At 43.8% G+C, this 13,539-nt stretch carries 12 protein-coding genes and 1 other annotated feature; all 12 genes read right to left on the bottom strand.

Annotated elements, in window-relative coordinates; all coding sequences use genetic code 11:
* Nucleotides 1–85: 85 nt before the first annotated feature.
* Nucleotides 86–457: a 6-fold beta flower protein gene (locus tag NRIC_RS07130; protein ID WP_146622003.1), complete on the bottom strand. Its 372-nt coding sequence runs from the start codon at nt 455–457 to the stop codon at nt 86–88.
* A gap of 141 nt (nt 458–598) precedes the next feature.
* Nucleotides 599–1,693 (bottom strand): PTS fructose transporter subunit EIIC, encoded by a 1,095-nt coding sequence (locus NRIC_RS07125; RefSeq protein WP_146622002.1) that lies wholly within the window; start codon nt 1,691–1,693, stop codon nt 599–601.
* 75 nt (nt 1,694–1,768) lie between these two features.
* Nucleotides 1,769–2,077: a PTS fructose-like transporter subunit IIB gene (locus NRIC_RS07120; protein ID WP_146622001.1), complete on the bottom strand. Its 309-nt coding sequence runs from the start codon at nt 2,075–2,077 to the stop codon at nt 1,769–1,771.
* Nucleotides 2,078–2,107: 30 nt separating this feature from the next.
* The gene (locus tag NRIC_RS07115; protein WP_146622000.1) at nt 2,108–2,572 is read right to left on the bottom strand and encodes a PTS sugar transporter subunit IIA; all 465 of its coding nucleotides are present in this window, start codon (nt 2,570–2,572) and stop codon (nt 2,108–2,110) included.
* A gap of 4 nt (nt 2,573–2,576) precedes the next feature.
* Nucleotides 2,577–4,529, bottom strand: coding sequence for a BglG family transcription antiterminator (locus NRIC_RS07110; RefSeq protein ID WP_146621999.1), 1,953 nt, complete (start codon nt 4,527–4,529; stop codon nt 2,577–2,579).
* 166 nt (nt 4,530–4,695) lie between these two features.
* On the bottom strand, nt 4,696–7,077 hold the full coding sequence (locus NRIC_RS07105) for a DNA translocase FtsK (RefSeq protein ID WP_146621998.1): 2,382 nt from the start codon (nt 7,075–7,077) through the stop codon (nt 4,696–4,698).
* A 323-nt stretch (nt 7,078–7,400) separates the two neighbouring features.
* Entirely contained in the window at nt 7,401–8,225 is an 825-nt protein-coding gene (locus NRIC_RS07100; RefSeq protein ID WP_146621997.1) for an amino acid ABC transporter substrate-binding protein, read from the bottom strand.
* A 48-nt stretch (nt 8,226–8,273) separates the two neighbouring features.
* A complete protein-coding gene (locus tag NRIC_RS07095; protein ID WP_146621996.1) occupies nt 8,274–9,107 on the bottom strand; it encodes an amino acid ABC transporter substrate-binding protein in 834 nt (277 codons plus the stop codon).
* A gap of 12 nt (nt 9,108–9,119) precedes the next feature.
* Nucleotides 9,120–9,755, bottom strand: a complete 636-nt coding sequence (locus NRIC_RS07090; RefSeq protein ID WP_146621995.1) for an amino acid ABC transporter ATP-binding protein — start codon at nt 9,753–9,755, stop codon at nt 9,120–9,122.
* Between the two features lie 37 nt (nt 9,756–9,792).
* Nucleotides 9,793–10,434 carry an amino acid ABC transporter permease gene (locus NRIC_RS07085; RefSeq protein ID WP_146621994.1) on the bottom strand — a complete coding sequence of 214 codons (642 nt, stop codon included), beginning with the start codon at nt 10,432–10,434 and terminating at the stop codon, nt 9,793–9,795.
* 204 nt (nt 10,435–10,638) lie between these two features.
* Nucleotides 10,639–10,864: a binding site (T-box leader), on the bottom strand.
* 81 nt (nt 10,865–10,945) lie between these two features.
* On the bottom strand, nt 10,946–12,034 hold the full coding sequence (locus tag NRIC_RS07080; protein ID WP_146621993.1) for a DUF871 domain-containing protein: 1,089 nt from the start codon (nt 12,032–12,034) through the stop codon (nt 10,946–10,948).
* A gap of 32 nt (nt 12,035–12,066) precedes the next feature.
* A complete protein-coding gene (locus tag NRIC_RS07075; protein ID WP_146621992.1) occupies nt 12,067–13,461 on the bottom strand; it encodes a glycoside hydrolase family 1 protein in 1,395 nt (464 codons plus the stop codon).
* Nucleotides 13,462–13,539 lie beyond the last annotated feature (78 nt).

The following is a 13,539-nucleotide window of genomic DNA, read 5'->3' as shown; positions in this document are numbered from 1 at the left end:
AAAATCGACCCCCAAAATATTAGATTTTTGGTCTAACTTTTGGGGGTCGGTACAGTTCCCTGATTTAACGGTCACTGCTTTTTCTTTACTTCTCTTCTATTAACTCTGATTCCAGCAATAACAAAGCTGCAGCGGCAGCCCCTTCTTCATCATCACCCTCATAAGAGCCGATGACGTCCTTGCCGAATAGTCCGACCCCTCTATAAATTTTACCGTCTTTACACATTCCCACTGCATCCTTACCAAATAAACCGGTTCCGCGATATATTTTATTGTCCTTGAATGAGCCGACTTGATCCTTGCCGAAAAGACCGCTGCCCGTATAAATTTTGCCATCTTTATAAGAACCAACAATGTCTTTACTAAACAAACCGGTCCCCTCGTATACTTTCCCGTCATCGAAGATCCCAAGAGCATCCTTGCCAAAAAAGCCAGAACCACGATATATTTTTGCCATAGTCATCCCTCACTTTCTTGATTCATGCTTTAAGTATAGCATGAACTGCTTTTTTTGGTCCTCTTAAGAAGGTTTCGAAAAAAATGCACAGAACTAGATTTCTCCAATTCTGTGCATCGGTCACTCATGATTTTTTATAAATTACATGATTTCAATATCTAAATCAATATCCTCATCTGCCAGTGAATCTGCTGCGCTTCCTACTTCAGCGATTGGTTTTTTCAAGGCGACTACGATACCTGCCGTGATGACTACTCCGACCAAAGTGCCTGCAATATACATCAACGGATTTTGTGCGACTGGAGCAACGATCCATCCGCCCCATGGTGCTGGATTTCCCGCACCTAATACCATCGCTACCGCTGCACCGACAGCACTGCCGATCATATTAGCCGGTATACAGCGCAGCGGGTCTGCTGCTGCAAAAGGGATTGCACCTTCTGAGATTCCGACTAATCCCATGACGATCGCAGCTTTGCCTGAATTTCGTTCCTCCAACGAGAATTTTTTCGGCGCAACCAATGTCGCAACCCCCATCGCCAAAGGAGGAATACAAATAGCCGCACCGATTCCTGCCATAATAGATAGAGCTGTCGCACTAGGCATCCCGGTCACTGAATCGATCGTGCCTACCATTGCGGAGCCAAAGCCAAAAGCAACCTTATTGATTGGTCCGCCCATGTCTGAGGCGATCATTGCGCCTAATACCAAACCTAACACAACCATATTGGTAGTCCCCATGGACTCTAACCAAGCAGTCAGTCCAGTCATTAATCCGGCAATCGGCTTACCGATCACCCAATACATCAAGCACCCCACGATCGTCGTACCGACTAATGGAATGATAAAAATCGGTCCTAATGAACGCAAGCTGGAGGGAAGCTTGATTTGTTTCAAATAATAAACAACCACACCGGCTAATAAACCAGACAAAATTCCACCAAGAAAGCCTGCTCCAATATTACTGGCGATCAAGCCGCCAATCACTCCAGGTGCCAGTCCTGGACGATCGACCATCGAGAAGGCAATATACCCTGAAAGAATCGGCACCATCATCCCTAATCCAGTGATACCGATCGTTGCAATATCTGCCAGCATTCCCTCTTCCGGAACAGCGGCACTGCCGGAGAAAAGCACACTCAAGGCTAATAAAATCCCACCAGCAACCACAAAAGGAATCATGTAGGACACACCGGTCATCAAATTCTTTCTGGTATCTTTCAACAAACTGATCATTTCTTTTCCTCCTATTTCACGTGATGTACATTGGCAATCAAGCTGCCAAGATTTCGCACATTTCTTTTTGTACTCTTAGCCTAATTTTGACTGAAGCTTTTTGACGATTGCATCTGCTTTATTGATGCAGTCTCCAGCACTCACACGAACGACCGGCTTGCCTTTAAAACGTTCCTCGTTTTTGATCCCGATATTGTTGGTTAAAATCACGGCATCTGCAGCAGCAATCTGATCACTTGTCAGCGCATTTTCGATCCCAATCGAACCTTGCGTCTCCACGTGAATAGCTATATTGTTTTTCTTGGCTGCGACCTCTAAACTTTCGGCGGCTAAATACGTATGTGCAACTCCTGAAGGACATGCGGTTACGGCTACTAATTTCATTTCTTTTTCCTCATTTCATTCTTCTATTTTTTAGTTCAATACCATTGCTAAACTATCATTGATCACTTTAACGATCTCTTTTTCACTGGTCGAGGTTTTCAACAACTCACGAAATTCTTCATGGACCAGCTTACGAGACAGTCCTGCGATGATTTTTAAGTGTTCGTCTCCTGCACAATCTTCTGGGACAGCTAGTAAGAAAGCCATCTCTACAGGTTCTCCGTCCAAACTATTCCATTCTACTGGCTGCTGAAGCCTTCCAAAGGCAACCGTACACTCTTTTACATGCTTGCTTTTGCCATGAGGGATAGCAATACCAAACCCGATTGCTGTCGAGGTCAGTTCCTCACGATCGATCACACTTTGAAAGTAGCCGGCATAATCCGTTAAACGATCAGTTGATTCGATTCGTTTGGCTAATGCCTCGATAACTGCTCGACTCTTTATTCCTTCTACTGCTAAATCCACTAACTCCTCTGTAATGACCTCTGTCATACTCCTACCTCCTGAGAATTCCTTGATAAATCTCTTCTGCACTCTGTTGATCGAAAAAGTGCTTTATGTTCACCTCTGAGCGAACGATTTTATGAATATCCGCAATAATTCCACGAACCAGTTTTCGCTCACTTTGGGCTACACACATTAACAAAACGTACGAAACTTTTCGCTGATCCCATAAAATTGGTTTTTTTAACGTGAGAATCGATACTTTCGTTTTTAATACATTTTGTGGAGCCGCATGCGGGATGGCTACCCCCGTCTCCAGTGCGGTCTCACCCAATTGCTCCCGCTCAAAGACTTCTTGTCGAAATGCTTGAGTGACGATCCTTTCTTTTTCCAACCGATCGATCATATGGTTCAGGCACTCGGTCTTGTTTTCGAACTGCTGATGGGTCTCTATAAAACCCGGATCGATCACCTGCTTTAACGCATCGAATTGAACATTTTGCTGGCTGTTTTCTTCCTCCTGATAAAAGAAATCAGAATACAAAGAAGTGATGTTTTTAATGTCTTCCTGTGTCACCAGCGTGGATACCTTGATGATCGGTTTGTCGATATCAGTCAAATGGATCGATGAAATGATCAGATCCACGTTCTCCAGATTTTTCTTATACAGCTTATCGACAGTGGTCACCTCGGCGATATCTTGTGCTGGTAAAATACGTTTGATTTTGTTATAGATCAATTCTGAAGTACCCACACCTGTCGGACAAACGATCAAAATCTTTTTCCCATTTTGACTTTTTTCCAGAGATACTTGAAAATACATCGCTAAAAAAGCTACCTCTTCATCATTGAACTGAATATGCAGCTCCTGCTCTACATTCGCCAGAGCATACCACGTCGAGCTGAAAATAATCGAGTATTGATTTTTGATCTCTTCCACCAATGGATTCGTGATCTCGATGCCTAATTTCAATCGATAGACCATCGGAATAAAATGATTGGAAAAACGTTCTCTTAATACGTCATCCTCTGTAAAATCGACTTGCATAATCTCGCTCATGGTCTTTAAGACCCTTTGAATGATCGGGGCATATTGTTCGAAGACTGCTTCCGAGCTTGAATGAACTTTGATTCCATAGCCCAAAAGCTGGCGATTCACGTAAGAAACATCATCCTCTCGATAGGTGATCGCTAGCTCTTCGCAAACAGCTTTTACTAATCCACTGGCTAAATAGTAGGTATCGATCATTTGAATCTGATCGAACAGGAATTCACTTTCTTCAATATGCCTGTTCTTACTTAGACGATGAAAGAAAACCAGCATCCGTAAAAACAACGACTTCTGATATTGCGCTGGAAAAAAGAGTTCCTGATTGTGTTTTAGCAGTTGAATCTGTTCAAATACCACTAAGACCAGCTTTGGTTCGAAAATCTGGTGGACCTGCTCTTGTCCTTTCAATGAAAAAAGCATGTCATCCGAGATGCCAACATGACTGAGCCATTGCTCCATGAACCGAAATAAGGCTCGCTGGATTTCTTCTTCTCCGTCTTCGATACACGTTCCTCTTTTTGAGGGAACGATGGTGATTCCGTAGCTCTCACTGATTTTGTCAAGATCTACCGCGATCGAGCTGGGACTGGTATGAAACTGTCTAGCCAGTCGTTGTTGGGTGATCGTTGCTGCATCGACCAAGAGCATTTTAGCAATAGACAACCGGCGATCCATTGGGCTGAAAGTCTCAAGCATGATCTGTTCGGATTCCCCGATGGCTTCCAATAGGGCCATTTTAGCCTTCGCATCACCGATCAGTTTTACGCCGATCCGCGGCTTTTTCTCGATCACCACTTTTTCTGCGGAAAACACACGTTGAATCTTATCCAGATCGGAATAAATCGTTCGACTGGTTTTGCCTACTAGCTGTGCATAATGAGCCACCGGTAGATAATTCTCATTTTGCAAAAGCAGCTGGATCAATTTTTTTTGGCGTTGATTCAGTCCTTCCATTTGTTTCCTCCAATTGTAAGCGCTTATCAATCTAACAAAAATATAGCATAGACATTTTGTGCTGTATAACACATGTTGTTTACACATTAATGTTGAAATTTTTCATTTCAATAAAAATAGACTGCAGATCCAGCCTAATTACTGAAGATATCTGCAGTCCTGATTATTAATTTTCTTCCAGTGGGTGTTCTATCGGTTCTTCTTTTTCAAGATAGACCTCACGAGGCTTGCTGCCTACAGAAGGTCCAACTACCCCTTTTTCTTCTAATTCATCCACGATCCGTGCTGCTCGATTGTAGCCAATGCGGAAACGACGCTGCAGCAAAGAAATGCTGGCTGTCTGCATCTCGATAACCAATGCTTTAGCTTCTTCATACAGATCATCCTGAGGAACGTCTGATGGTGACGTGGTCGTCTCTTCAGTCGGCATCATTTTTTCCTCGTAATGGGCTTCCTGCTGATCGGAGACAAAAGTCACGATCCGTTCCACCTCGTGATCGGAAATAAAGGCGCCCTGCACCCGAATCGGTTTGTTTTCACCCATTGGTAAAAACAGCATATCGCCTCTTCCTAACAGCTTTTCTGCACCATTGCTGTCAATGATTGTTCGAGAGTCTGTTCCGCTTGAAACAGCGAAGGCGATACGTGAAGGAACGTTGGCTTTGATGATCCCAGTAATGACATCCACACTCGGACGTTGCGTAGCCAAGATCATGTGAATACCAGCGGCACGTGCCATCTGCGCCAAACGTGTGATGGCATCTTCCACCTCATTGCTGGCCACCATCATCAGGTCCGCCAATTCATCCACGATCACGACGATAAACGGCAGGATCGGACGATTTTGACCATCCTCTAGATTTTTTTGGATGATCAGTTCATTGAAGCCAGAAATATTTCGTACACCGGTCGCCGCAAACTTCTCGTACCGTTCTTCCATTTCCTGAACGACCTTTTGCAGCGCCTGAGCAGCCTTGCGGGGATTCGTGACAACAGGTGTCAGCAAATGCGGCACCCCATTGTACACATTCAGTTCCACCATCTTTGGATCGATCATCATCATCTTGACCTCGTGGGGCTTAGCCCGCATTAATATACTGGTGATGATGCCATTGATGGCCACCGATTTCCCGCTTCCCGTGGAGCCGGCAATCAGCAAATGCGGCATTTTGCTTAGATCAGCGGTTCGCACCATCCCCGAAATATCGCGGCCTAACGGAACCTCCAGCAGCTTATCTGGATGGCTTGGCTGTGCTTCAATGATATCCCGGAAGGATACGGTACTGATCGTATTATTGGGAACCTCGATACCGATCAATGATTTCCCAGGAATCGGAGCCTCCATCCGTACGTCCTTTGCTGCTAAAGCCAAGGCGATATCGTCTGTTAAGCTGACAATTTTGCTGACCTTCACACCAACTGCCGGCTGAATCTCAAATTTGGTTACGGATGGTCCTAGACTGGCTTTTACAACAGTCGCATCTACACCAAAACTGTCGAAGGTTTTCTCCAGTACCTTGATATTGTTTTCAATGATTTTGTATTCATCGCTTTGATCCGTTGCAGGAATGGAGTCCAGCAAGCTGGAAGAAGGCAGCTGATAATCGCGATCTTCCGGTTCAGCATTGATCTCAAATTCCAAATCTCCTGTGTCTCCCTCTTCAGGATTCACCATCTCTTCTTGCGGCAACGGTTCTGACACCTCAATATTTCCTTGATAAGCTTCGATCGGTACTAGCTTCATTTGTTCGGGTTCTTGCAGGTGGGTTTCTTGATTTTCTTTAGCCAATTGTTCTCCAGGAGTCAACGAGCGGACACGGTTGCGTTGCTTTTCTTCTGCTGCAGCCTGCTCTTCAGCTTGTTTTTCGGCTTTCAGCTTCGCTTTTTCCGCCTTTTGGGCTGCCCGCTTTTCAGATTTAACAGCTTTTTTTTCATCCGACTCGGAGAATTTCTCTTTCAAGAAGTCGATGCCCTGATTCAACACATCCGTCACTTGCGAAAATTCCATCATGGTGAATAAGTAGAGCCCTAAAATCAAAAGCAGCACTGCAATGATGTAACTGCCTACCTGTGAAACCAGAAAATGCGTCAAGCTGTACAATGCCCCGCCAAACATCCCGCCGCCGACATTTTGGCTGACTTGATTTCCTAGAAAATCCGTCATCAGCAGATCCCATGTCGTCTGCAAAACATTTGGATTCTGGCCTTCGACATTTGCAAACAATCGTGCATGAAGAATCAGCAGAATACCAAGGTATGCAACACCAATCCCCGCCCATCGTCGAATCTTGGTTACTTTCAAGCTTGTATTTTTAACCACCAGTAGGACACCATATATCCCTAACAGCAGCGCTAAGAACTGATACGTATTGCCGCCGACCATGCGCAGCACATTGGCGATTAAATTCCCTAGAAAGCCTAAGCTAAGAAGGGAAAACACCGCAAATAGAATAAAAACTAAGCCGATGATCACGATCAGGCGCTGTTCTTGCAGTTGTTTTTGCTTTTTGGTTTTTCTTTTCTTTTTAGTACGCTTCTTTTGCGCCATTGTATCCCTCTTTTCATCTGTTTCATTATACAAAAAAAACGAGGCAAACAAAAGTTTTGCTAGAGTTTTTATCCGTGGGCATTCGTTGTTCCACTTTTTACTTTCGACAGTAGTTTTACCGCGTATTTACCAGTTAAAGGTGCTGAAAACACCGCTTTTTCTGGCGAATTGCTTCAGATGAAAAATGTTCCTTAGCGAAAATTTAAGAAATCATTTTTTTGATAAAAGAAAGCCGCCTGATTGATCAGAAGTCGTCTTCTTCCAATCTGCCAAGCGGCTTTCAAAAATCATTATTCATGTAGGATGTCTCAATCGAGTGGGATCTATTCTGCTGGCAACTCCATGGCTTTGCCAAACCATTTTTCCGTGATTTCGGCATAACGGCCATCTTCTTCCAGCTTTTTCATTCCTTGATTGATTTTATCCACCAGTGCTTTGTCCCCTTTTCGTGCACCTACGGCTAAACTATCGCCTTTGAAACCTGGATTGAACAAATTGAAATCATCCAACTTATCATTTTGCTTCAGGTAGTATTCCGCATAGATCACAGAAACCAAAATACCATCCAAACGTCCATTTTCCAGATCCATAAAGGCTTCATTAAAGCTGGCATACTGGACCGCATCTTCGTCTTTGACTAAATCCTTTAATTTCTCGGGATTTTTCAAGAAGGATTCATAACTGGACGAACTCTCCTGCGTTCCTAGTATCTTGTCCTTCATTTCTTCACGCTTCGTGATGCCGCTGTCCTTACGGGTCATGATGATATGATCGTTTTCAGCATAAGGAATCGTAAAGCGAACTTTTTTCTCCCGAGCCTTTGTCACTGAATAACCGTTCCAAATCAAATCGATCGTGCCATTATCCAGCTCGTTTTCCTTCATTGACCAATCGATTGGTTGAAATTTAGGTGTAATACCATAATCTTTAAAAATCGCAGTGGCTATATCTACATCGAAGCCCACGATCTCCCCCTGGTCATTTTTGAAACCTAGCGGAACAAAAGTGTCATCTAAACCGATCGTAATCTCTTTGGCATCTTCTATCTTCGTCCAGCTCTCATCGCCAGAAGCTTCCTTTTCTTTCCCACAGGCCGCTAGATTGATCGTCATCAATACTGCCAAAACCCCAACTACCCATTTTTTCATTGTTTTCCTCCTCTTTTTCTGGTTGCATTCAACCAAACCTCTTACCGTTTATTCTTCAGGAATACTCCACTGCTCACCAAACCATTTCTCAGAAATTTCGCCGTACTTGCCTTCCTCCTGCAATCTGTCAAATGCTTCATTGATTTTTCCAACCAGCTCTGTGTCGTCTTTTCTAGCACCAACAGCAAAGTTTTCATTCTTGAACCCAGCGTTGAAAACTGTAAAATCATCCATTTTCCCGGCTTGCTTCAAGTAGTAATCTGCGTATACTCGATCGATCAGCAGTCCATCGATTCGACCACTTTCCAAATCAATAAATGCCTCGTTAAAGCTGGCATATAAAGTAGCATCTTGATCTTGTACCATATCCTTCAGTTTATCTGCTTGTTGAGTGAAAGCCTCATACCCAGAAGAACCTTCCTGTGCTCCCAGCACCTTGTCTTTTAAATCTGCGTCTTTTGTGATGCCGCTATCTTTTTTGGCTACGATCACCTGTTCATTTTTGGCGTATGGTTTTGAAAAGGCTACCTTCTTCTCACGCGCTTTCGTCATCGTGTAGCCATTCCAGATCAGATCGATCGTGCCATTATCCAATTCATTTTCCTTCATCGACCAGTCAATCGGCTGGAAGGTTGGTTTAACGCCGTATTCTTCAAAGACAGCAGTAGCTAAGTCAATGTCGAAGCCTATGATCTTCCCATCCTCATCTTTGAATCCCATAGGAACGAAGGTGTCATCCAATCCAATCGTGATTTCTTTTGACTCTTCTACTTTTTTCCACGTGTTTTCGTCGCTGGCTGCATTCTTTTCATTTCCACAAGCACTAAGAAGGGTTAAGCTGATCACTGCTGCTGCCCCTAATACAATTTTTTTCATGTTCATGTGTTTTCCTCCTTATTTGATTGGTTCTACCTTTAATAATTTATCTGCAATATTCTCAGCAAAAACGAGATCATGGGTGACCACAATCTGGGTGACTCCGTCTGCTTTCAGTTCCAAAATCAAATTTTCAACCTGCTGCCGCAACGCAGGGTCCAGCGCGCTGGTAGGCTCATCATAGGCCAACACCTTCGGATTCATCGCCATAGCCCGAGCGATTGCCAACCGTTGTTTTTGTCCGCCCGATAATTGGAAAGGATAGCTGTTCAGCAATTCGTCGATCCCCAATAGACTTGCCAGATTTTCTGCTTTTTTCGTGTAGGTCTCTTTGTCCTGCTTAAGCACCAACCGTGGTCCGATCGTTATGTTGTCCAAAACATTTAGATGAGGAAACAACTGGAAATCTTGGAAGACCACGCCGACGACTTGTTCGGTCTGTTTACTGGCAGCGGGGTCAAAGGGCTGTCCATCAAGTAAAAAGGTACCGCTGTCTGTGGTTTCCAAACCTGCGAGTGTTCGCAGCAAAGTAGTCTTTCCTCCGCCGGATGGCCCTACGATCGCAAGAATCTGACCGTCTGGGATCACCAGATCCAAATCATTGATAACTTTTTTATTGCCAAACGATTTATTGATTTTCTTTAGTTCAATCATAATTTTTCTCCTTCAGTCCTGTCGAATAGGTTTCTGTTTAGCGATAATAATTCAACCGGTTTTCCAGCTGCTTCATAATGACTGTAGCGATCCCGGTCATCACGAGGTATATTATAGCTACTCCTAATAGTGGAAGCAGCGTAGTGTCGCGTTCCATCGCGATCTTTCCAGCACGCATGACATCGGATAGACCAAGGATATACACCAAAGAGGTGTCCTTTACTAAATTGATCACTTCGTTGCCGACAGAAGGCAGCACGATCTTCACGACTTGAGGAATGATGATCCGTGTGATTGTTTGAAAAGGCGTCAATCCCAACACGCGAGAGGCTTCATATTGGCCCAAGGGAATCGACTGAATCCCGCCGCGAAAGATTTCAGCATAATACGCAGCATAGTTCAAAATGAAGGCAAAGAGAGCAGCCTCGAAACGGTCGAATACGATCCCTACTAACGGCAATCCGTAGAACACAAAGATCAATTGCAAAAGCAGCGGAGTGCCCCGCATGATCCATACATACAGTTGCAGGATCCATTTGATGGGTCTAAATCGACTGGATAATCCAAATGACAGCAGGATTCCTAAAGGCAAAGAACCAATGATCGTATATAAAAATAGTTTTAGTGTAGTGGTAGCTCCGGTCAGCAATTGCGGCATTACGTCGATTAAATAAGTCATCTTGATGTTTCCTCCCCAGCTCGTACGACGCGCGTACGGCGATATCCTCTTTTTGATTGCAAACGAACAAAAAAGTCCTCTGGTTTTGTTAACCAGAGGACGTATGATCACGTGGTTCCACCTCATCTTTGTCTTTTCCTCACAGAAAAAACCTCGTTTAGTCATGGTCAGCGGTGAAAACAAAAAAATCCTTTAGTCTTTCGACTAAAGGACGTACATTACGTGGTTCCACCTTTTTTCGCCGCTGCTTCACAACAGACGGCCTCAACTGGTCATCATGACCTTCGCTGTAACGGGCTCTCCCGGATCAGCCTACTGATTCAGCTGATCGACTCAAAGATGTGGTTCACAACTCCCCGCTGCCTCTTTCCACCTGCCAGAGACTCTCTAAAAGCGAATGACCTGCTACTCTTCTTTTCATTGTCGTTCGATTAAGTTGTTTCTAACTTTACACCGCTGCGGATTATTTGTCAATCAATTTTGTCATCATTTTTTAATTTTTGGATAAGGCTCATTTTTCAACAAATTGGAATTTGGTCCATGGCCGCAAATACTCCAGCAAGACCAGTTCTTCTTCGGGGATTCTGCCGACCAGGTTTTTCCGGGCATCTGTATGCGGCTCTAGGATAATCTGCAATTCATTTTTATACTTTCCAAAGTCATCATTGCCGATCACGACATCTCCGATTTTAAATTCCTGTTGATGATCATGCGGCGGATTCTCTGTGTCACTGTACTTCACTCGAACCTGAGTAGAGCGAACCATGAGAGCAGTGATATCGCCACGACGAAAATGCTTCGTATCCGAAATAATTTTGCGTTCTATCTCACTTGCTTCAGCCACCATCTCGATACCCAAACTAAGTTTGTAACGGTCTACTGCCGCTACCTTTTCCAGTTCTTCATCTGAGGCATAGGCATTTCCAATGATGACCGTATCGATCAAACCAGTCGCAAACATGTGACGAGCCTGCAGATCGATCGGCAAATCCCGATGCATCTCCAATGTCGGCAATCCATCATTGATATCCCAAGGCCCATATTCGGCTTGATGACTTGTGATAAAGGCTGCTGTTTTGATCCCGTGCCTTTTAAAGCGCTGGCTGCACGAAACAAAGAAGTCATATGGTAACGCGCTGCCTCTTTGCGGATAAAAATTGTGGCAGCCGTATAAGAATGGCTGATTGGCTTCATAGGATAAAATATTTTCCAGATAGGCCACATTGTTGCTCATATTCAATTCGATTGCTAGCCCATAAGGATTGTACGTCAGCATTGCCTCTTTACTACCGTCAAATCCCTCGTCCAAACGAATCCCTTGTGCTCCTAGTTCCGCAAAGAAACCTAAGTCATCATAGGAAATTTTTAAGTCATCAAAAATCGAAGGAGCAATATCTAAAATCGTTTCAAATCCTAAGTTTTTAGCATATTCAATGATACTCTTGAACTTCTGGCTTACTTTTTCTTTACCTTCAGTTACCTCAAGCATGCTCATAAAAATCCGTTGATACCCCAGATCAGCAGCCTTTTTAATGTATTCCCGGTCTTTTTGGGGATCGCTGTGATCCGGGTAAACGGAAATTCCTAATTCTCGCTTCATGAATGTCCTCCTGTACGGTGTTTTTGCTTATTTTATTGGAGTTCTGTTAGCCCATTTTGTTCAGCTACTTCTTTGAACCAGTAACCTGATTTTTTAATAGTTTTGATTTGTGTGTGGATGTCGTTGGAGATAAAGCCATATCGATTTTTATAAGCATTCAACCAAGACCAGCAGTCAATTGGTGTCCACATATGATAACCGAAGCAATTCGAACCTTCTTCGATTCCTTGATGCAGCCATTCCAAATGCTCCTGTACAAAGTCAATTCGATAGTCATCTTCGATTATGCCCTCTTGGTTCAAAAAGCGCGTCTCATTTGAGACCCCCATCCCATTTTCAGAGACATACCAAGGGATATTTTTGTAATTCTCTTTGATGTTTACGGCGATATCGTACAACGCCTTTGGGTAGATCTCCCAGCCGCGATCCAGGTTTACTCTTCTTCCAGGCATGTCAAACGCATCGTAATAACGGTCTGGCATCCAAGAGCCCACTGAATTTGGAGCAACATCAGGCGCCTTCACTCGATTTGGGTGATAAAAGTTCACCCCAAGGAAATCAACCGTGTTTTCCTGCAAAATCGCTTTTTCTTCATCCGTACTTTCCCATAAAACGTTGTCGTTGGACAACAGTTCTTCCAATTCCGCTGGGAAATGGCCGTAAATCGCTGGTTCTAAGAACATTTTGTTGTTCCAAAGCTCTGCAATTCGAGCTGCTTCTTGATCCTCTGCACTGTCGGAAGCCGCATAGGTTGGCGTCAAATTCAAAATGGTGCCAATTTGCGCATCCTCAATGGCCAGCTTACGAAATGCTTGAATGGCTTTAGCCGAAGCAAGATTCAAATTGTAAGCCACTTGAACGGCTTTTTTACCATCTACAATGTTTGGATAATGAAATTGGAAAAGGTATTCTCCTTCTACTACTACCATTGGCTCGTTGTGAGTCGCCCAATATTTTACGCGATCGCCAAACAATTCAAAACAGCGTTTGGCAAACCCGATGTATAAATCGACTACTTTTTTCGATTCCCAACCACCATATTTATCAAATAATTCCACCGGCAGGTCAAAATGATGCAAATTCATTACCGGCGTCATGTCTTCTTCCAACATCGTATTGATTACATCGTTGTAATAACGCACAGCATCTTCATTCACTGTATTGGTTTCTAAATCATCGATCAAACGGCTCCATTGAATACTGGTACGCAGACTGTTCATCCCGATCGAGCGCATCATGCGAATGTCTTCTTTGTAGCTGTTGTAAAAATTAGAGGCGGTGTCTGGCCCCACCTGATCATAAAAAGCAGTTGGTTCGATCTCATAATGGTAATCAAAAACGTTGGCATGCTGTTTATTAAAACGTCCTTCGCTTTGTGGGCCTGAAGTCGCTGCGCCCCACCAAAAATTTGCTGGAAATTGTTTCATTTTCTTCTCCCTGCTTCTAAAAAGTTTTTTGACTAACAAAGGGATTCAAGGACCCATCGATCCTCGAATCCCCATTGA

It is taken from the genome of Enterococcus florum (genome assembly GCF_004309355.1).
Classification (GTDB): Bacteria; Bacillota; Bacilli; order Lactobacillales; family Enterococcaceae; genus Enterococcus_A; species Enterococcus_A florum.
This window is presented reverse-complemented; position numbering and strand designations above follow the sequence as displayed.